Origin of the sequence: Sphingomonas sp. 4RDLI-65 (assembly GCF_049472435.1) — a bacterium.
Classification (GTDB): domain Bacteria; phylum Pseudomonadota; class Alphaproteobacteria; order Sphingomonadales; family Sphingomonadaceae; genus Sphingomonas.
This window is the reverse complement of the sequence record NZ_JBCEBT010000004.1, coordinates 39716-58871: the sequence shown is the minus strand read 5'-3', so window position 1 is coordinate 58871 and position 19156 is coordinate 39716. Positions and strand designations below refer to the sequence as shown.

17 protein-coding genes and 1 tRNA gene are annotated in these 19156 nt (G+C 65.5%); 6 read left to right on the top strand and 12 right to left on the bottom strand.

Annotation, left to right across the window (positions count from 1 at the left end; genetic code table 11):
- Positions 1-259 precede the first annotated feature (259 nt).
- From VH567_RS10930 to VH567_RS10920, 3 genes are all read left to right on the top strand, one after another.
- Entirely contained in the window at positions 260-3745 is a 3486-nt protein-coding gene (locus tag VH567_RS10930; protein WP_423325984.1) for a class I SAM-dependent DNA methyltransferase, read from the top strand.
- A 512-nt stretch (positions 3746-4257) separates the two neighbouring features.
- A complete protein-coding gene (locus VH567_RS10925; protein ID WP_423325982.1) occupies positions 4258-4566 on the top strand; it encodes a helix-turn-helix transcriptional regulator in 309 nt (102 codons plus the stop codon).
- Entirely contained in the window at positions 4550-5419 is an 870-nt protein-coding gene (locus VH567_RS10920) for a reverse transcriptase family protein (protein ID WP_423325980.1), read from the top strand. Before VH567_RS10925 ends, VH567_RS10920 begins: the two co-directional genes overlap by 17 nt.
- A 196-nt stretch (positions 5420-5615) precedes the next feature.
- On the opposite strand, the gene VH567_RS10915 is transcribed toward VH567_RS10920, so the two are convergent.
- Positions 5616-5708: transfer RNA gene (locus VH567_RS10915), tRNA-Ser, on the bottom strand.
- A gap of 310 nt (positions 5709-6018) precedes the next feature.
- On the opposite strand from VH567_RS10915, the gene VH567_RS10910 reads away from it, so the two are divergent.
- Together VH567_RS10910 and VH567_RS10905 are read left to right on the top strand one after the other, a co-directional pair.
- Entirely contained in the window at positions 6019-6798 is a 780-nt protein-coding gene (locus tag VH567_RS10910; protein WP_423325978.1) for an EipA family protein, read from the top strand.
- A 182-nt stretch (positions 6799-6980) separates the two neighbouring features.
- The gene (locus VH567_RS10905) at positions 6981-7322 is read left to right on the top strand and encodes a hypothetical protein (RefSeq protein WP_423325976.1); all 342 of its coding nucleotides are present in this window, start codon (positions 6981-6983) and stop codon (positions 7320-7322) included.
- A gap of 34 nt (positions 7323-7356) precedes the next feature.
- Here VH567_RS10905 and pyrC read toward each other — a convergent pair whose 3' ends face one another.
- Positions 7357-8391 carry a dihydroorotase gene (gene pyrC, locus VH567_RS10900; RefSeq protein ID WP_423325975.1) on the bottom strand — a complete coding sequence of 345 codons (1035 nt, stop codon included), beginning with the start codon at positions 8389-8391 and terminating at the stop codon, positions 7357-7359.
- 98 nt (positions 8392-8489) lie between these two features.
- Between pyrC and VH567_RS10895 the strand changes: the two genes are divergently transcribed.
- Entirely contained in the window at positions 8490-9245 is a 756-nt protein-coding gene (locus tag VH567_RS10895; protein ID WP_423325973.1) for a YgfZ/GcvT domain-containing protein, read from the top strand.
- A gap of 583 nt (positions 9246-9828) precedes the next feature.
- Here VH567_RS10895 and VH567_RS10890 read toward each other — a convergent pair.
- From VH567_RS10890 to VH567_RS10845, 10 genes are all read right to left on the bottom strand, one after another.
- Positions 9829-10950 (bottom strand): OmpA family protein, encoded by a 1122-nt coding sequence (locus tag VH567_RS10890; RefSeq protein ID WP_423325971.1) that lies wholly within the window; start codon positions 10948-10950, stop codon positions 9829-9831.
- A 119-nt stretch (positions 10951-11069) separates the two neighbouring features.
- A complete protein-coding gene (locus tag VH567_RS10885) occupies positions 11070-11573 on the bottom strand; it encodes a DUF2793 domain-containing protein (protein WP_423325969.1) in 504 nt (167 codons plus the stop codon).
- Positions 11574-11595: 22 nt separating this feature from the next.
- Positions 11596-13743 (bottom strand): phage tail protein, encoded by a 2148-nt coding sequence (locus tag VH567_RS10880; RefSeq protein ID WP_423325967.1) that lies wholly within the window; start codon positions 13741-13743, stop codon positions 11596-11598.
- Between the two features lies 1 nt (position 13744).
- Positions 13745-13966 (bottom strand): hypothetical protein, encoded by a 222-nt coding sequence (locus VH567_RS10875; protein WP_423325965.1) that lies wholly within the window; start codon positions 13964-13966, stop codon positions 13745-13747.
- Between the two features lie 146 nt (positions 13967-14112).
- The gene (locus VH567_RS10870) at positions 14113-14910 is read right to left on the bottom strand and encodes a DUF2163 domain-containing protein (RefSeq protein WP_423325963.1); all 798 of its coding nucleotides are present in this window, start codon (positions 14908-14910) and stop codon (positions 14113-14115) included.
- A 171-nt stretch (positions 14911-15081) separates the two neighbouring features.
- A complete protein-coding gene (locus VH567_RS10865) occupies positions 15082-17382 on the bottom strand; it encodes a DUF2460 domain-containing protein (protein WP_423325961.1) in 2301 nt (766 codons plus the stop codon).
- Between the two features lie 163 nt (positions 17383-17545).
- Positions 17546-18094 carry a tail tape measure protein gene (locus tag VH567_RS10860; protein WP_423326532.1) on the bottom strand — a complete coding sequence of 183 codons (549 nt, stop codon included), beginning with the start codon at positions 18092-18094 and terminating at the stop codon, positions 17546-17548.
- A complete protein-coding gene (locus VH567_RS10855) occupies positions 18084-18275 on the bottom strand; it encodes a phage tail assembly chaperone (RefSeq protein ID WP_423325959.1) in 192 nt (63 codons plus the stop codon). The genes VH567_RS10860 and VH567_RS10855 overlap by 11 nt, the downstream gene beginning before the upstream one ends.
- Positions 18272-18586, bottom strand: coding sequence for a gene transfer agent family protein (locus tag VH567_RS10850; protein WP_423325957.1), 315 nt, complete (start codon positions 18584-18586; stop codon positions 18272-18274). The genes VH567_RS10855 and VH567_RS10850 overlap by 4 nt, the downstream gene beginning before the upstream one ends.
- A gap of 156 nt (positions 18587-18742) precedes the next feature.
- On the bottom strand, positions 18743-19150 hold the full coding sequence (locus tag VH567_RS10845; RefSeq protein WP_056060976.1) for a phage tail tube protein: 408 nt from the start codon (positions 19148-19150) through the stop codon (positions 18743-18745).
- Positions 19151-19156: the final 6 nt, after the last annotated feature.

Here is a 19156-nt window from a genome sequence, read left to right as displayed (position 1 = left end):
GAGGGGGGTACTGGCAAGCCGAAGTACACAAGGATGGTATATATGTACGCCGCATTGTTACCGATGGCGAGAGACTGACTTGGTGGGAGCGTGGGAACCGCGAACACCGGCAACTGCTCGATCTTTGCCGCTAGAGGCCCGCTAGGAGCCGTTCGCGTATCACCCGCCTCACATTCCCGCTTTGCTCGGAACGCGCTCCTGAAGATTCTGAGGCACTCCCATTGCGCCCGTCGAGCCAATAGCTCTAATCCTTGGGTTCATGAACACCGCCGCCACCGATATTGAAGCGTTCATCGCGCACTGGCGCGAGACTGGCGGGTCGGAGCTGGCGAACACGCAGAGCTTCATTAACGCCCTGTGCCAGTTGATCGAGGTCGAGCCGCCGCATGGAAGCCGCACCGACGACGCGCATAACGACTATGTCTTTGAGCGCCGCGTTTTTCAGGACAACGGCGACGGCACTTCCAGCTTCGGCCGGATCGATGCCTACAAGCGCAGTGCATTCATTCTCGAAGCCAAGCAGGGCAGTGATGCCGACCGCGCCGCCGCCGAACGTGGCGAAGATGATTTAGACCTATTCGGGCAGACGGCCACTGCGCGCATGAAGCGCGGTACCGCACGTCGCGGCACTCCGGGCTGGGCAAAGGCGATGGTGCAGGCCAAGGGGCAGGCCGAACGGTACGCTAAGGCTCTCCCTGTTGATCATGGCTGGCCGCCGTTCCTGCTTATCGCGGACATCGGCTATTGTATTGAGGTCTATGCCGACTTCACCGGCAGCGGGAAGGCATATGCACAGTTCCCCGACCGCTCGCGTTATCGCATCATGCTGGAGGACCTGCGCGACGAGGACGTGCGCGACCGTCTCGCTTCAATCTGGACCGAGCCTGACAGCCTCGACCCGTCAACTCAGGCCGCCCGCGTCACCCGCGAGATTGCTGACCTGCTCGCCACCGTCTCACGGCGTCTAGAGGGGCGGGGCCATTCACCCGACGCCGTTAGTGGCTTCCTGTCTCGCATCCTTTTCACAATGTTCGCTGAGGACACCGGCGTCCTGCTACCGCAGGACAGCTTCAAGACGTTGCTGCGCGGCCAGCTCAATCACCCCGAACACATCCACCATCAGCTTTCCGCACTGTGGGAAGCAATGGATAAGGGCGTGTTCGCCCCGGCCCTCGGCATCCCGGTCAAGCGATTCAACGGCTATCTTTTCAAGGACACCGCTGCGCTGCCGCTTGAGAAGATCGAGCTGGAGGTACTGATCGAAGCATCGCTGAAGGATTGGACGGAGGTGGAGCCGGCCATCTTCGGCACGCTGTTAGAACGCGCCTTGAACCCGAAAGAGCGCGCGAAGCTCGGCGCGCACTACACGCCGCGCGCCTACGTCGAGCGGCTGGTGGGACCGACCATCATGGAACCGTTACGCGCCGACTGGGCGGGCGTGCGCGTCGCCGCGACCGAGCTGATTGCTCAGGGCAAACCCGACGAGGCGCGGAAGACAGTCGAAGCCTTCCACGGCAAGCTGGCGGGTACGCGCGTGCTCGACCCGGCGTGCGGCACTGGCAACTTCCTTTACGTCGCTATGGCGCGGATGAAGGAGCTAGAGGGCGAGGTGCTCGACCTGCTCGTGGATCTTGGCGACGATCAATACCTCGCCGAACTGACCGGCCATACGATCACGCCTGAAAACTTTCTGGGTATCGAGATCAATCCGCGCGCCGCCGCTATTGCCCAGCTTGTGCTCTGGATTGGCTATCTTCAGTGGCACTTCCGCGTGAACGGCAAGGACCGTTCGCCGCCTGAGCCGATCCTGCGCGACATCCGCACCATCGAGAATCGCGATGCACTTATCGAGTGGGACGCACTGGAGTTAGAGCGCGACGAGACTGGCGCGCCGGTTTCGCGTTGGGACGGCGAGACCGTGAAGCTGCACGCCACAACGGGAAAGCTCGTACCTGACGAGGCGGCGCGGGTTGAAGTGTATCGCTACGCAAAGCCGCGCGCTGCGAAATGGCCCAGGGCCGATTTCATCGTAGGAAATCCGCCCTTCATTGGCGGTAAAGACGTGCGGGAAAAGCTTGGTGACGGATATTTCGAGGCACTGTTCCGCACGACCGACGTACCAGAAAGCGCCGACTTCGTCATGCATTGGTGGGACAAGGCCGCACTTGCCGTCCGCAAAAGCGGCACGCGCCGCTTCGGCTTCGTCACTACCAATTCCATCACACAGTTATTCAGCCGTCGTGTCATTGCGAAGCACCTCGACGCCAAAGACCCCATATCGCTGCGCTTCGCGATCCCCAATCACCCTTGGGTAGATGAGAAGGATGGTGCGGCGGTGCGGATCGCAATGACTGTCACGGCTAGAGGAAAAACCGAAGGCCTATTGCTGAACGTCGTTGACGAGCGCGACGCGCCAGAACGCATTGAGTTCGTGCAAGCGGCCGGCGTTATTGGAAGCGACCTTCGCACAGGCGCGGATCTGACCGCCACGGTTCCACTAAAATCGAATGACATTATCTGTTCGCCGGGCGTGAAGCTTCACGGCGACGGATTCATTGTGACGCCTGAGGAAGCCATAAAACTTGGCTACGGTCGTGACATAGCTGCGTCCAAAGTGATCAAGTTATATCGAAACGGTAAAGATCTGGCGGCCCGACCACGGAACGTGATGATCATCGATGTAGATGGCTGGGATGAGCAGACGCTTCAAGCCACGTTACCATCCATATATCAACATCTGCTCGTTCATATGAAGCCCGTGCGTGCGAGCAATCGTGAGAAGTCGCGACGGGAACTATGGTGGATGTTCGGGAGACGAAACACCCTCCTTAGGGCGGCGTTAGCAGGTCTCCCCCGGTACATAGCAACGCCAGAAACTGCCAAGCACCGCGTCTTTCAGTTTTTGTCAGCCGATACCCTCCCCGACAACATGCTAGTCTGTGTCGCCGTGGAGAACGGGTTTGAGCTTGGCATTCTTTCGAGCAGATTTCATTGTCTTTGGGCTACGGCGAGCGGCGGCAGGATGGGGGTGGGCGACGATCCCCGCTACAGCAAGTCGCGCTGTTTCGACCCATTCCCCTTCCCTACCGACGTATCCGAACCACTCAAAGACCGCGTCCGCGCAGAGGCGGATGCACTCGACGCACTTCGCAAACGGGTGCTCGCCGAACATCAGGACCTAACTCTAACCGGCCTCTACAATGTGTTAGAAGCGTTACGGGCCGCAGACGCGGGCGGCCCACCACTCACTCTCAAAGAGCGCGACACTCACGATCGCGGACTAGTGACGCTGATCCGTCAGCATCATGACGCGATAGATGGCTTCGTCGCCCAAGCCTATGGCTGGGCTGAGGACCATGCAGCCGGCCGCTTAGCTGACGCAGTGATTATCGAACGGTTGGTTGCGCTCAACAAGGAGCGCGCTGCCGAAGAGGCGCATGGCCTGATCCGGTATTTGCGTCCAGAATTTCAGGACCCCGGCTACCGGACGCCGGTCTCTGCGACGTTCGATCTGGGTGATGGCGCTGCCGCCGTGCCCGACAACATCATCCTGTGGCCAGCCACCCTGACCGAGCAGGTGGGCGCGGTGCAGCAGGTCCTCGCCGCCGCCGCCGCACCGTTAGCAGCTCAGGACATTGCGCGCAGCTTCAAGGGCAAGCGGGCGGCTACCGTCCGGCCAGTGCTTGATGCGCTCGCTGGCCTCGGCATGGCTCGGCGCCTGACAGACGGTCGATACGCAGCATAAAGCGCCAGCGCCTAGGCTAATAAAATCCGCTTAGAGCGGATTTTCCTTGCGACCTGTCCGCGATTTGGATATCGGTGCGTCAGTTCAGGTGAAAAGGGGACAAGTCGTCATTTACCGAGGGGCAACCCTCTAGAAAGGCCGAGTGCCTTTTAACTTAAGGCTGCGCGAGTGTGATGCGCGGTCGGGGCGGCCCCGGCGACCGGGCCCGCCATTGTGATCAGGGTTAAGCGTTCTCTCCCCATACCTTCCGCGTCCAGGCGACACCTCCATAATGTTGTGGAGGGGGCAAAGAAGGACCCAAGCCGATGGCAACATTGGAACCGAACGGAGAACGTGGGCGTGTTAAGACGGGACGGCGGCGGAGGTGGGCAAAGCCACTTATCCGGCCGCAGACCATGAAGCTGGTAATCGAGATTGGCAAATGGATCCTCCAGATCCTTCAGCTAGTTGAGACCATCATCAAGGTTTTCCGAAACTAGACGCCACCCTGATTTACACCTCAGGAGATCAAGGTGTTAGCAGAAGCCCTCAGACTGATCCGGGTCTATCATGACCTCAAGCAAAAGGATGCCGCTGCGCGGTTAGGCGTATCGACGTCGTATATCTCAGACATCGAGCGAGGTGATAAAACGCCCACGCTTGCAGTGATTCAGAAGTATGCGACTGCCTTCGACATGCCAGTTTCTTCGATCATGTTTTTTGCCGAGAGTCTTGATGGTGCGCCGGTCAGTGGCCCCAGATCGTTTGTCGCTGGCAAGGTGCTCGCCCTACTCCAGTTCTTAGAGGCAAGATCGGGTCGAGAGCATGCCGAACAAGCGTAAGATCGCTATTAATCAATCCCGGCTCTTCAAAGTGTCGAGCCCGGAGCGGTTAGCCAAGGTACTCGGTACGTCGCTTCAGGACCTACGTGACCTCTGCGCGCTCGACTTACGCTACCGAGAGTTCGACATTCCCAAGGCCGGCGGAAAGCTTCGTCATTGTGAGGACCCTGTCCCAGCGCTGAAAGCGGTACACGGGCGTATCGCATCGGCCTTGTCACAGATTGAAGCTCCAGATTTCTTGTTCTGTCCAGTCAAAGGCCGTTCGTACATATCGAACGCCGCCGCCCACCGTCATAACCGAGCGGTCCGCTGCCTAGACATCAAAAGGTTTTTCCCGAGCACGCCCAGTCGGCGAGTTTTTTGGTTTTTTAAGACCGTCATGGGGCTTCGAGGTGACGCGGCCGGATTGCTAACCGACCTAGCGACCTTCAAGGGCCGCTTGCCAACGGGCAGTCCCCTTAGTCCAATACTGGCGTATTTCGCGTTCCATGACATGTGGGCAGAGATTGCCGCCTTCTGCAAATCTCGCGATTATGTTCTTACGGTGTATATCGATGACGTAACCGTATCGGGCCAAAAGGTGCCGCTTAGCGACCTATGGTATATCAAGACGATCATTCGACGATACGGCCTTGAGTACCATAAGGAGAAGTCGTTCATTGATCGGCCAGCGGAGATCACCGGCGTCATCCTTCGTGACGGCGCCGTGTCCGCACCCCACCGGCAGCATCAAAAGCGCAAGGCGGCGTCAGAGGCGCTGCGGGGTGGTGCAATCGACATCGACGTGGTCGGCAGACAGCTCAAAGGGCTTGAGGGTCAGCTTCGGCAAATCGCTCGATTTAAGGACGCCTGAAAACGTCAAAAAATACCGCGTGACCCGAGCGCGCACTATCGCATCAGGGCTGGAAACTAACGGCAAATAATCGTGGTACCCTTCCGGGCTTGACCAGCTCCGCGTAACGGCATGCACGAATGTGGGGCCAAGTGTGGGGCCGATGACCATCTAGGGCCATATTCCGTAGCGAATTCAAAGGCTTGCCAGCAAATATTGGCGGAGACGGAGGGATTCGAACCCTCGGTACCAGTAAACCCGGTACGGCGGTTTAGCAAACCGCTGGTTTCAGCCACTCACCCACGTCTCCGGCTGCAGCAGATGCGGGGCTATAGCGAGGGTCGTGCCGCGGGGCAACGCCTGTAATCGCGTCGGTTCCGCAATTCGGTCGATCCTCCCATCAACTCGGGCGAACTCGGGGGAAATAGGCCGAATCCGGTCGTTCACCGCGAATTCGGACGTGTTGGGCCAAATTCGACATGCGCGGCCCGATCGTTCATTGCGCGGCAAGGCGGACGTTGGTTAACCTGCGCGGATCAGGGGCACCCTGCCCGTCGGGGCGTCCTCCGGTTTTCCGTCCGGTTTTTCGGCCGGTCTTTCCGGCGAGTTTGGGGATCATCATGCGTAGCTTCTGGCTTGGCCTCGGTGCCATCGCGGCCGTTATCAGCGGAGGCGCGACCGCACAGGTCCGCACGATCGATCCCAACCAGGCGATCGATGGCGACCTCGCACCCCAGGCCTACACGGCGCCGACGCGGCCGCAGACGACCACCCAGCCATCGCGCCCGGCCGAGACCGAGACGATCGTCCAGAGCGATCCCACCACCGCCCCTGCCCCATCAGGCGTCCCCCCTGTCGGCCCAGCCGCAGGACCCTCCTCGCAGGCGGCCCGCGCCGAGGCGACGACCCAGGCGGCCGATACCTACGAACGCGACGACCTGCTCGCGGCGGGCGAAGGCGTGTTCGGCAAGGGCGCGGCGGGGCTTGGCGGCATCCTCGAGAACATCCTCAAGGACCAGGGCCAGCCCAACGCCTATATCGCCGGCCGCGAGGCATCGGGCGCGTTCATCCTCGGCGTGCGGTATGGCTCGGGAATCATGAGCCACAAGGTCGAGGGGCAGCAGCCGGTCTACTGGACCGGCCCGTCGGTCGGCTTCGACGTGGGTGGCGACGCGAACAAGGTGTTCGTGCTGGTCTACAACCTCTACGACACCGAAGAGCTCTACAAACGCTTCCCCGCCGTCGAAGGCCGGCTGTACCTGGTAGGCGGTTTCGCCGCCACGTATCTGCGCCGCGGCAACGTCGTCCTGATCCCGATCCGCTTGGGCGTCGGCTGGCGCGCGGGCGTCAACGTCGGGTATATGAACATCACGCACAAATCGAGGTGGTTGCCGTTTTAGGCGCAGCGCGGCAGCGGGCCACGTCCCGCTGACTCGCGCAAGCCCGGCCGGCGGGGCAAAGCCCCGTCCAACGACGCGGGCTTTGCCCACGGCGCGCGCCCAAACCGCAAGGCTCCTCATGCACGGGCCGCAAAGCCCAGCGCAAAAGTTGACGCCCCCACCCCAACCGCTACGCCCAAACAATGGCAAAACCCGACCGCCTCGCCCGTCTCGACGCCCAGCGCGAAGACCTCGAAACCGAATACCGCGAGACGCTCCTCGCCGCCCTCGAAAAGACCGCAGCCGGGTCGCTAGGCCTGTTCGACCGCACCACCGATCGCCGCGTCCGCGCCGCGATCGCCCCCACCATCGCCGCGCTTTCGGAAATGGGAACCGACATCGACTCGATGCGCGAGCGCCTGATGCTCGAACCCTTTGCGCTGCACCGCGACTTCTTCGCCGCAAGAGGCCCGGTCAGCGCGAGCGCGGTTGGTGAACAGAAGGAAGCACGATTGTGGCTCGACCGGCTGAAGGCGTCGTCCTGACGAAAGTCGGGATGACCGATGTTCGGAGACGCCCCTACCCCTCGAACCGCCACCCGGCATCGGTTCCGGCCAGGAACGGCACCACCGCCGTTTCCCCCGATCCGATCGACGCCGGCACTACGGCCTCGCCGCGCACCAGCGTCACGGTGCCCTCGTTCAACGGCAACCCATAAAACCGCGCGCCGTGCTCCGACGCGAAGCCTTCGAACTTGTCGAGCGCGCCCTCGGCGTCGAACACGCTCAGATACGACTCCAGCGCGAACGGCGCGTTGAAGATGCCCGCGCACCCGCACCCGGACTCCTTGGCGCCGACGACATGCGGCGCACTGTCGGTCCCCAGGAAGAACCGCGGCGATCCCGACACCGCCGCGCGCCGCACTGCTAGCCGGTGTGTCTCGCGCTTTAGCACCGGCAGGCAATAGGCGTGCGGCCGCAGCCCCCCGTCGAACAGCGCGTTGCGATTGATCAGCAGATGCTGCGGCGTGATCGTCGCGGCGATCGGATGATCCGCCTCGGTCACGAACGCCGCAGCTTCCGCGGTCGTGATATGCTCCAGCACGATCTTCAGGCCGGGATAGTCGCGCACCAGCGGTGTCAGCACGCGCTCGACGAACACCGCCTCGCGGTCGAAGATGTCGATCGACTTGTCGGTCACCTCGCCGTGGATCAGCAGCGGCATGCCGATCCGCTGCAGCGTCTCCAGCACCCCCGTCAGCGCGCGGATATCGGTGACACCGTGCGCCGAATTGGTCGTCGCATGCGCGGGGTACAGCTTGCAGGCGGTAAAAACGCCCTCGGCATGGCCGCGCTCGATCTCGGCGGGATCGATGCCGTCGGTGAGATAGCACGTCATCAGCGGGGTGAACGCGGCATCGCCCACCGCCGCCATGATCCGTTCGCGATAGGCCCTGGCCGCCGCGATCGAGGTCACCGGCGGGGTCAGGTTCGGCATGATGATCGCGCGCGCGAACTGCCGCGCGGTGTACTTCGCCACCGCCTCCAGCATCGCGCCATCGCGCAGGTGGACGTGCCAGTCATCGGGGCGGCGGATCGTGAGGCGGTCGGTCATGCCGCCTTCCTATCGACGCGAACCCACAGACGCCAGCCGCCGCCCGCCCGGAATCCCGTCACGCTTGGAAATCGCCCCGCACGCACTAGGTGGTAACGATGACCCAGCCCATTCCCGACGCGACGCCCGGAACGATGCTCGCGGACCGCAGCGTGATCCGCGTCGCCGGCGAAGACGTACGGGGCTTCCTGCAAGGGCTGGTGACCGCCGACACGGCGCTGCTCACCCCCGCCACCCCGGACTGGGCCGCGTTGCTGTCGCCGCAGGGCAAGGCGCTGTTCGACTTCATCCTGTGGGCGGATGGCGACGACGTGCTGATCGACGTCGAAGCCGCACAGGCCGAGGCATTGACGAAACGCCTGTCGCTCTACCGCCTGCGCCGCGCGATCACGCTCCAGCCCGACGACCTCAAGGTCCATTGGTCGCTAACCGGCGATCAAGGCGTACCCGACCCGCGCCTAGCCGCGCTTGGGAACCGCTGGCTCGCGCCCGAGGGCCCCGCCGCGAGCGGCTGGCACACGCATCGCCTGTCGCTCGGCGTCCCCGAAGGCATCGCGGAGCTCGGTGCGGGCGAAACGCTGTGGCTCGAATGCAATGCGCGGGAGCTGAACGGCGTCAGCTTCACCAAGGGGTGTTACGTAGGCCAGGAGAACACGGCGCGCATGCACCACCGTTCGAAGGTTAACCGCCGCCTCGTCGTCGCCCCTTTCACCGAACCGAGCGCCCGCACGCGCGTCACCTATCCCGACCGCGGGCTGATGGTAGAACACCGCCGCGTCGAAGCGCTCGGCGACGCGCTGATCCCGGCTTGGCTCGCGGCAGCCTTGGCGGAAGACGCTCCGACAACGGTGTAGAGCCTCGCTTCGCGTCGCGTATTTCTGCAAGAAGATGTGTTCGCGCGAAGGCGCAAAGCCTGTCCTGAGCTTCGCCGAAGGGGCGCGAAGATCTTAGCCCCCGACGAAGCTGCTCGACCGTCCACGATCGGACAATCGGCGCAGTCATTCTAAAAGGCCCGTGCAAGAGCAGGCAACGCTGCCCCGCCCGAACCCTCTTCGCGCCTTTGCGCCTTTGCGTGAACACATCGACGCTTCGTTGAGCACCGTCAGTCGATCAAGGTCGGAAGTCAGAGAGTTTGTTCGCGCGGAGGCGCGGAGGCGCGGAGAGTTTCCGCTTGAGAATGTGGTGGCACGTCGGCTGATCCGGTTGCTGAAGGGCGAAGCCGATACCCGAAAGCCGCATTCGCGGGCGCGCCCTCCCGGAACGATCCATCTCCGCGCCTCCGCGCCTCCGCGCGAACAGAATCAACGCCTACCAAATCCACGAAACCCGCGACTCAAACCCCACTCGCGCAAAGCACAAAAGAAAAGGGAGGCCGGCTTGCGCCGACCTCCCCGATCTTCATTCCGTAGCCGATCCGAGGATCGACTGGCGAAAGTCTTACTGGCCCGAACCCGGACCGTAGGTGACTTCCACGCGACGGTTCTGCACTTCGCGAACGCCATCGGCGGTCTCGACGCGCGGACGGCTCTCGCCGAATGCTTCCGTCGAGATGACACCGTCTGGGATGGCATGCGACGACAGGTACGCCTTCACGCCATCTGCGCGACGCTGCGACAGACCGACGTTGTACGAAGCCGAACCCGACTTGTCCGCGTGACCTGCGAGCATGACCTGTGCGTTGCCGCACGACTGGTACTGCGTGATCGCGTTGTCGAGGATCGACGCTGCCTCTGGCGTGATGTCCGACTTGTCCCATTCGAAGAACACGATAAACGGACCAGGCGAGCAGACCACATCCACCGGCGCCGGGGGCGGCGGGGGAGGGGGGGGAGGCGGCGGCGGCGGCGGCGGCGGCGGGGGAGGTGCAGCCGGCTCGCCGAAGTTGTACGTCACACCACCAAGGATGCTGTGCGAACGGAAGCGACCGTCGAACACGCGGTTCGAAACGTCGACCAGCTTGACGTTCTCGGCGTTGAAGAAACGATACTTCAGCGTCGCGTCGATGTGGTCGCTCAGCGGTGCACGGATACCGGCCAGGCCCTGATACGCGAACACGGTGTCCGAGTCGTTCAGGAAGTCGCCGTTGTTGTTAAGTGCGTACTGCGCCTTGACGCGAGCAACACCAACACCACCGCCGACGAAGCCCTGGATGCCATCGTCCGGACCGAAGTCCAGAAGGCCGTTCAGCATGAAGCTGAGAGCCGACGACGAACCACCAGCGAAGTCGGCATTGCCGGCTGGGTAGTTGCCGCGAGCGCCGTTAGCGGCGAAAATCGGCGTGGTCGTGGTCGACGAATAGCCGTCCACGGTTGCCTTGCGGTAACCGACTTCGGTTTCGAGGCGGAAACCGCCAAAGTCGTAGCCCATTACGGCGTCGACATCGTAACCATAGTCATGATCGACCGAACCGGCATTGTTCAATGCGCCGATATCATAGTCGATGTCTTCAACGATCATCGCACCGCCTTCGACGCCAACGTACCACGACTTATCGCGGGCGAGGGCGGGAGTGGCGAGTGCGGTGGAGGCGAGTGCCAGAACGACGGCAAGCTTCCGCATACTAATCCCCTTTCATGAGTGTCACACGGACATCGCAAACTCCCTATCCTCGGGCTTGTTTCCACGCAAGCTAACAAAAGTTGATACTGTTGCTGGAACGACACAGTTTTCGGGGTGTTTTAGCCGGAAATCAGGCCATGCCCTCGAAGGGCGCCCAATATGGCGCCAATTGCGGCCCTGGACTCGGTATCGACGATCGTGCCGCCGGCCGGGTCGACGATCGCGGCACGGCGCGCGCCGACCACGTCGTTGCCGCCGATCGAAACACGACTGCCCGCCAGCACGCCCAGCGTCCAGGCGCCGCCGACGAACCGCGCGACCTGTCCGTCGGCGATGCTCCAGGCGGCCATCCCGTCGCGCGCCCCGACGAACCGCCATCCGCCGCTGGTCCACCCCGCGATCGCGTGCGCCTGCCCGGCCCAGCCCCCGGTCGGCGCAGCCCCGACGATCCAGGCGCCGCCCGACACCGGAGTCGCCGGCGGTACGTTGGTGCCGACCGCCAGCACGCTTGCCTGTACCGCCAGGTCCAGCACCGTCAGCGCCTCGTTGTGAGTCGTCTCCTTCTGCGCCTGCCCGGGCTGCAGCAACGGCAATGCCAGCCGCGGTGTGATGTCGTCGCTCATCTTTCGTTCCCCCGTTCGATTATCAGGCCGGTACGATCAGTTCCGCCGGCAGCGACTCGCCGAACATGCCGCGCTGCCGCACCACGACGGCGACCGGCCCCACCCGCTCCGCCGCGCTCAGGACGATCGACGGCACTCCGACATCGACGTCGCGAACGTCGGTTCCGGTCGTCAGCGTCACCCGGTACCCCTCGCTTTCCTCGGCCAGCGGCGCATCGACCCCGTCGATCCAGCGCCATCCTGCCCGGCTCCGCCGCGTCCACCGCACCACTGCGCTGCCATCCGCCTCGCCACGCCAGCCAAGATGCACCGGCGATGGCGGCACCACCGACGCGCCGCGCATCGTGCAGCGCGTCTCCACCGGGGTGGCATCGCCGACCCCGGACGCCATCACCTGGATCTCGCGCCCGAGTGCGGCTAGCGGCAGGTCGAACGTCCGCACGGCCTCCGCCTCGATCAGCACGAACCGATCCCCGACGCCCTGAAGACCCGCCTCAGCTTCGGTCCCCCGCCGCCCGCGCAGCAATCCGCTCAACCGCCAGCGCCCCGCGCCCAGCGGTTCCGCCCGGCCGAACTGCACCAGCTCGTCCCCCAGCAGCGCCAGGTTGACGCCGCGATCGAGCGCCGCCGCATCCGCATCGCCCAGATCCATGTCCGCGTGCGCCAGGACCACCTCGAACGCGCCGTGCCGGTCGACCAGCGTCGCCGACGCCCCCGACGCCACGACCGCGATCGTCCCCAGCACCGCAGGCGCCGCGGTTGCCCCGGCCGCCACCCAGCTCACGCCGTCGTCCATGCTGTAGAGCAGCGCCGCTTGCCGCCACGCCGCGCCCTCGCCTGCGGCCACCACCGTCATCCGCGGCGCCGACAGCGGTGCATCCTCCAGCCCCGGCAGCTCGACCGCGCGCAGGATCGTCGCCCCGATCACCGCATCCACCGCCCCCGAAACCCGACCGCTCGTCGCCGTCGCCGGCACCGATGCCGTTACCAGCGACACCAACCCGAGCGTCGTCACCATGCCCTCGATGCTCACATCGGCCACCCGCCAGACGCCGCCCTCCCCGGCAACGGTCACGCAAGCCCCCGGCGCCATCCCCATCGCCGCGAACCCGGCAGCGACCGTCCGCCGCACCCGCCCGGCCTCGGCGCGCGCGAGCATCGCCTCCGCCACCGTCTTCGCCGCGCCCGCCGCCAGCACCGCCGGGACATCGACCGACACGTCGCGCATACCCGCCCCCGGCCGCCGCGCGCGTTGCAGGCCCGCCTGGTAATCGCGCGCCGCGTCGTAATAGCCGACCGTCACCGTCCGCGGCACGGTCTCGATCGCCGCCACCGCGCGTGCCCGCCGCACGCCCTTGCCTGAAACCGCAAACCCCTCGTCGACCACCGCCACGGTCGTCCCCGCCGCACTGCGCATGACCAGGCCGGTCCCCGACGGCGCAAACCACGCCCCGCTCGCCTGCCCCAGCATCGCCAGCACCGCCCCGACGCTCCCGCCCGACGCCGCGAACCCGCCCACCGCCAGCACCGCCGTCCCCGAAACCTCCCCGGCCAGCACGCGGGCGATCGTCGACACCAGCACCGCACCGTCGTCGGCAATCACCTCAAACGTCAGCGACGGGATCCGATTCCCGAAATCCGCCAGCTGCAACGTCTCGAACACCGCATAGGCGCACCCCCGATACGCCGGTGTCGCTCCCCCCTCGGCCGATGCGATCAACGGATCCACCGCCTGGTCCTCGCCTCCCAGATGCAACCGGAACCCGGTCGCCGTCTTGAAGTCCCCAGCCGCGCCGCGCAGCAGCTTGCCCTCCGCCCAGATCCGCCCGACGCCCAGGATCGCGCGTGCCGACAACAGCACCGCAAACGATGCCGCATAGGAATAGGTCGAGACGCTCGGCTGGCCCTTGCCCGACCGCGATGTCGACCGGCTCTCGATCAGGTCGGTCGCCCAGATCACCGTACCCGCCACGCGCATCGTCCCGAACAGCTTCGGAATCTGCGCGCCATAGGACGAGGTCTGCACCGCCAGCTCGACCAGCCGCGGCCCCTCCCGCCGCTTCGGCGCGAACAGCGCGTGATCCACCGACTGCCCGATCAACGCGCCGATCGCACCACCGATCGGTCCGCCCACCGCGGTCCCGACGGCGGTCAATATCAAGGTCGCCATGTCACCCCTCCATCCGCCAGACACCGAGCACCGGCCAGGGCGGCGCGCCCGGCCGCTCGACCACGCGTCGCAACCCCGCATCGGCATGCACGAAACCGCGCTGCGTGCTGACCCCCAGGTGAAACTGCCCCGGCCCCGCCGCCATCAGCAGCACATCGCCCGGCTCCGCCTCGGCAACGCGCACCAGCAGCCGATCCAGCAAACTCCAATCGCCACCCCGCAAAGAATACCCGCTCGGAACCGCGCCAGAATACCCACCAGCCCGAAGCGCCAAGGCCACTAGCCCGACACAATCGAGTCCCTCCGCCCCCCGCCCATGCAACCGAAACCGCGTCCCCACCGCGCGCAGGGCAGCCTGCTCGACCGCGCTCAAGCCCCCGGATACCGCGTGAGCAGGTCGATCCCCGGCAGATACGGCTCCCCCCGGAAATTCACGGCATTGCGAAACCGCCCGGCGCAGGTGGCAAGGCTCTTGTCGCACCCCTCGACGACTTCCACGAGCACGCCCGCCTCGACCGCGAACGCCGGCACTGCGCGCAACGTCAGCACCACCCCCGCGCCGGCCGCGACCGCGCTCTCCAGCCCGCCATTCGCAGCGCCGAACCAGCGCAGCAGCCCGCCCGCCAACCCATCGGTCGCGCCGTCCAGCGTCACTACCGCCCCCGCGCACGCCACCACCCGGGCAAACCGGCGCCGTCCCGCCATCGCCACCCGGCACCGCCGATCGCCCAGGTCCGCGCGACATTCGGGCGATGTCTCCTCGACAACCGGCCGATCCAGCGCCGCGCTCGCCCCGCGCAGTTCGGCCGTGAACCCGGCATCGCCCAGCTCGACTGCACCGATGATCCCCTCGCCCAGTTCCACGCGAGCCGCCGGATCGCTCCAGTCGACCGCAAACACCGCCACCCGCGCCCCATCCCACCGCCCGCCGAGCAGATCGCGCTCGCCGATCGCCGCGCTCGTCAAAGCCCCCGCCACATCCATCGTATCCGCCTCCAGCCCATCGGACCGCTGGATCGCCGACGGCGTCATCCCCGGCGCCGCGCGGTGCACCAGCCCGTCGACCACCAGATCCCGGTCATGCGCGGTCAAACCGACCGCCACCCCATCCCGCCGCTCGATCCGCCAGCACAGGGCAATCGTCGCCAGCTCAGCATCCAGAAACATGACAGTCTCCTCAAAAACCCCTCGCCCCTCCGGGGAGAGGGAGGGGCCCGCGCGCCCTTGCGCGTGGGAGGGTGAGGGGCGTGAGGCTCGGAACGTTAATCCCCAAAACCCCTCACCCTCCCGTCGCCAAGAGGCTCCTCCCTCCCTCTCCCCGCAGGGGAGAGGGACACGTCACGCCTCCCGCACCTCGACCAGCGGCACACTCGCCGCCACCCCCGCCAGAAACGTAGCCCGAGCCACGCTCAACCGATCCTCGGCAAACCGCACCGGCACATCGAACGCAAACCCCGCCGTCACCACAGCCCCCACGGCAGGCGCCACGTCGAGCACCACCCACCCGCCAGCCTCCACGGAGAACGCGGAAGTCCCAACGCCCCCCACAGCCACCGAAACACTGCCAACAACAGGCCGGGTAATCCGCCGCTCCATCGCACCATAGGATTTCACCAACGCAAACCGCCGAGCCACCCCATCGCCAACTCCGACCACCTCGCCCACCGCCTCGAAGTCAAACGGATCCCTCAGCCGAAACCCCCGAGCCGCGCCCATTCGCGCCCGGAAGAACGCGAGCAAAACCCCGATATCCGCCTCGCTCCGCAATCCCGGCCCGACATCGTACGCCGTCCGCGCCTCCGCCCAGGCCGCGTTGCGTACCTCCCGCCCCCCCGAACTCGTCAGGATCGCGGTCGAGAACCCCGGCGCCACCTCGGCCTCACGCCCCAGCGCCAACGGGAACAGCACGTCATCGAACGCGTCCACGGCCTCGTCCTCCCCCCCGATTGAATCGTCAGTATCGAAATGCACGAACCCATCCCGCATCACCTGCGGCAGCGCCCAGAGGAACGTCTCCGCCACCCCCCGCGCCCGCGCCACCTCGGCCGCCGCCTCGATCAGTCCCCATTGCGCCGCCTGGTCGGGTCCCAAATCTGGCTGGAGCACGAACCCCGACAGGTAATGCTGCCGTTCGACCGGATAGCCGAGCCGCGCCAACGCCACCGCCAACCCTTGTGCCGACGACGCCGAATCCCCCTCGGTCACCCAGTCGTAATCCTCGAGCTGCAGCACATCGAACGCCGGACTGGCCCACCCCACCGGCATGTTCGCGCGCTTCGCCTCAGGCGCGGCAGCATCCAGCACGGTCGGCAGATACGTCAGCAGATGCGAGACGCACCCGGGCGCCTCCAGCTTGGCAGCCGCCACCAGCGCCGCCGTCGACGCTGCCAGGCACGCCCCCGCAGCCTCCAGCGTCACCACCTGCGCCGCCGTCTTGGCCCCCCGAATGCTCGCCATCGCCACCGGCGCGAACGCCGCCACCGCGCTCGCATCGTACAGGCAAGGCCGCCCATCCGGCATGATCCACCACCACGGCTCGCCAACCTGAAACTTCGGCGCCAACCCCGCCGCAATCCCGATCGCGAGAAAAGCCCGCGCCACCGCCTGCAGATACCCCATCGCCCCGCCATGCGCCGGCGACAGCAACGTAGACGGCGGCGCCCACCCGGTCAGCGCCGGCGCGCCATCGGCGGCCCGCTGCTTCCAGTCGTTCCAGCAATGCGCGTCGAACAGCTCGTAGCTCAGCGACCAGATCACATCATAGCCAAGCGCCTTGGCCCGGCCCGCAAAATCCCGATGCCAGGCCGCACAAGCCGCGTTCAAAACGCCCCCCGCCGCCGACACGTAAAACCCGCCGCCAAGCGCCTCGAGCCGGAAATAATGGCTCATGCCCACATAATGCGTGATGCTCCCCCGATACCCGAGATGCAGCGCATTGCGCAGCAGCCTTGCCGGCGTCAGGTTATAGCTGTCGTCATACCCGCTCGCGATCCGCACCCCGTGCTCGGGCACGACGGCATCGCCGATCGCCAGCACCGACCCCGCCCCCTCACAGACCAGATCGGTCCACTCGACCCACCCCGCGCGCGGCCCGGCCAGCGGCACATCCGCCCCCGAATACTCCGGCGGCACCAGCGACACGAACATCCGGTCGATATCCCCCGCCCAAACAGGGTCCGCATCCTCCGGCAGTTCATACCCGCCGACCATCGCCGCGAAATCGAGCGAAACGACCGCATCCTCCGGCGCCCCCACCGCATAATTCCACAACCGCACATACCAGGCCCGAGCGACCCCAGCCGCATCCCGCCCCTCGATCGTCAACGTCGGACCATTGATCGCATCCAGCGCCATCACCCCGCCGGAGCGCCACCGGAACCCCAGCCGACAGTCCCGAAAATCCCGCGAAGTCTCATATTGCAGCAAAGGATGATCGAACCGATCGACCGCCTCCCAGATCAACCCGGCCAGATCGTCCGCCTTGTAAAACACAGCATCCACCCGCAGCGAGTCAGCCCCGCTCGTGACCACGGAAGCCATCATCGGCCGAGGAAAGTTGACGGTCCAGAACCGAGGATCGAACCGGGACACCAGCCCCTCGACCTGCACCGTCCGAGCCGAGCAAAGCCAATGCGCCATGAAGATTCTCCAACTTTCCCTCGCCCCTCCGGGGAGAGGGAGGGGCCCGCGCGCCCTTGCGCGTGGGAGGGAGAGGGGAGTGAGGCACGGAACACCGACCCCAAAGCCCCTCACCCCCCCGTCGCAAGCGCTCCTCCTCCCCTCTCCCCGACGGGGAGAGGGACTATTCCACCGCCAAAGCCGCCTTAACCGCCCGAGCCACCTGCCGGCTCGACTGCGCCAGCACCCCAGGCGCACTCCCACCAACCGCGTTGACGGTAATCGCCACCCGCACCTCGCGAACCCCACCGCCAGACCCAGCCTCAACCCGCCCGCTAGCAGTAGGCACGAAAACCTCCGCCCCCCGCTCCCCAACGACATAAGCGCGCCCCGGAGAAACCGGCCCACCGGTAGCCCGCCCAGGCAGTCCACCAACCAATCCGGCCAGCGCGCCACTCAACCCGCCACCGCTCAGCACAGACTGCACCCCAGCCTTCAAAGCCGCCGAAGCAATCGCATCCAGCGCCGACAACGCCACCCCCTTCAACTCCTCGAACCCCAGCTTGCCCGACCGAACCGCCCGCAAAAGCCCAGCCTCCAACCGAAGCGCAGCCCGCTCCGCCCCAGCCCCAAGCACCCCCTCCAGCTCCCCCCGCATCGCCTCGACATCACGCGAGAACCCGTTCGTATCCGCCCGAACGCTCACCAGCGCCGCATCAAGATCATCCATCAGGAAAAGCCCCCCTCAACCGCGCGATCGTCGAGGCATCCGGCGGCGCCGTCACATCGCCCACCAAAGCCCCGACCACCCCCGCCAATTCCGCCGGCGTAGCCCGCCAGAACATCTCCGGCGCCCACCCCAGCACCGCCCCCGCGAAACCCGCGAGCCGCGCCGCACTCTCCGAGAACGTCACTTCCCCGCCAAAATCTGCCGCAACAGCACCCGCAGCACCGGCGTCACCGCCGCCAGTCCCGCTTCGACCACAGCCTCCCCCAACCGCTCCCGCGTAACCCCCTCGGGACATTCGCGAAGGCAATGCCAGAACAGCCCCACCATCTCGCCGAGTCCAAGCTTCCCGTCGGCGGCGCGCTCGACCAGCGCGAACAAAGGCCCCAGTTCGCTTTCCGCTGCGACCAAAGCCGCAAAGCTGGGCCGAAGAACAAGCATCTCTCCCCCGACCCGAAGAGCCCCCTCCCCCCGAACCGGATTCGCCTGATCGTTCATGATAGATCTCCGAAAAGAGAACCCTCTCCCTTCAGGGGAGAGGGAGGGGCCCGCGCGAAGCGTGGGAGGGTGAGSSCACGCCCACCAAAGCACGTGCCCTCACCCTCCCGTCGCAAGTGCTCCTCCCTCCCTTTCCCGCCGGGAGAGGGACCAAACTCACCCCACGACCACAGCCCCGGAACTCTCCAGGCTAAGCGTATAAGACCGCTCCCCATTGAAATCCCCGGCATAGTCCAGCCGAGACACCAGGAACTTGCCCGTCATCGTATCCCCGCCCTCGAACGCCAGCCGATAATCATCCAGCACCCCGGTGAGCGCACTAGCCTTCACCCGCAACTCCGCCACCGACCCGGTAAAAACCCCCGCGCCCGACACGGACACACTCCGAACCCCAGCCCCAGACAGCAACTGCCGCCACCCCCCGGAATCCTTGGTGGTAACGACGATAGCCTCCCCATTCACCGACATCTGCGTCGTCCGCAGCCCCGCCACCGTCGCGTAGACTACCGGCACCGCCCCGTTCCCCACCTTCAGCAGGAACGCACTCCCCTTCTCCACCGCCATGTCGAT

What these genes read in the sequence shown, in the direction of transcription:
- VH567_RS10930 (WP_423325984.1), top strand. Translation starts at nt 260, where the DNA reads ATGAACACCGCCGCCACCGATATTGAAGCGTTCATCGCGCACTGGCGC.
- VH567_RS10920 (WP_423325980.1), top strand. Translation starts at nt 4,550, where the DNA reads ATGCCGAACAAGCGTAAGATCGCTATTAATCAATCCCGGCTCTTCAAA.
- VH567_RS10910 (WP_423325978.1), top strand. Translation starts at nt 6,019, where the DNA reads ATGCGTAGCTTCTGGCTTGGCCTCGGTGCCATCGCGGCCGTTATCAGC.
- VH567_RS10905 (WP_423325976.1), top strand. Translation starts at nt 6,981, where the DNA reads ATGGCAAAACCCGACCGCCTCGCCCGTCTCGACGCCCAGCGCGAAGAC.
- pyrC (WP_423325975.1), bottom strand. Translation starts at nt 8,391, where the DNA reads ATGACCGACCGCCTCACGATCCGCCGCCCCGATGACTGGCACGTCCAC.
- VH567_RS10895 (WP_423325973.1), top strand. Translation starts at nt 8,490, where the DNA reads ATGACCCAGCCCATTCCCGACGCGACGCCCGGAACGATGCTCGCGGAC.
- VH567_RS10890 (WP_423325971.1), bottom strand. Translation starts at nt 10,950, where the DNA reads ATGCGGAAGCTTGCCGTCGTTCTGGCACTCGCCTCCACCGCACTCGCC.
- VH567_RS10885 (WP_423325969.1), bottom strand. Translation starts at nt 11,573, where the DNA reads ATGAGCGACGACATCACACCGCGGCTGGCATTGCCGTTGCTGCAGCCC.
- VH567_RS10880 (WP_423325967.1), bottom strand. Translation starts at nt 13,743, where the DNA reads ATGGCGACCTTGATATTGACCGCCGTCGGGACCGCGGTGGGCGGACCG.
- VH567_RS10870 (WP_423325963.1), bottom strand. Translation starts at nt 14,910, where the DNA reads ATGTTTCTGGATGCTGAGCTGGCGACGATTGCCCTGTGCTGGCGGATC.
- VH567_RS10865 (WP_423325961.1), bottom strand. Translation starts at nt 17,382, where the DNA reads ATGGCGCATTGGCTTTGCTCGGCTCGGACGGTGCAGGTCGAGGGGCTG.
- VH567_RS10850 (WP_423325957.1), bottom strand. Translation starts at nt 18,586, where the DNA reads ATGAACGATCAGGCGAATCCGGTTCGGGGGGAGGGGGCTCTTCGGGTC.
- VH567_RS10845 (WP_056060976.1), bottom strand. Translation starts at nt 19,150, where the DNA reads ATGGCGGTGGAGAAGGGGAGTGCGTTCCTGCTGAAGGTGGGGAACGGG.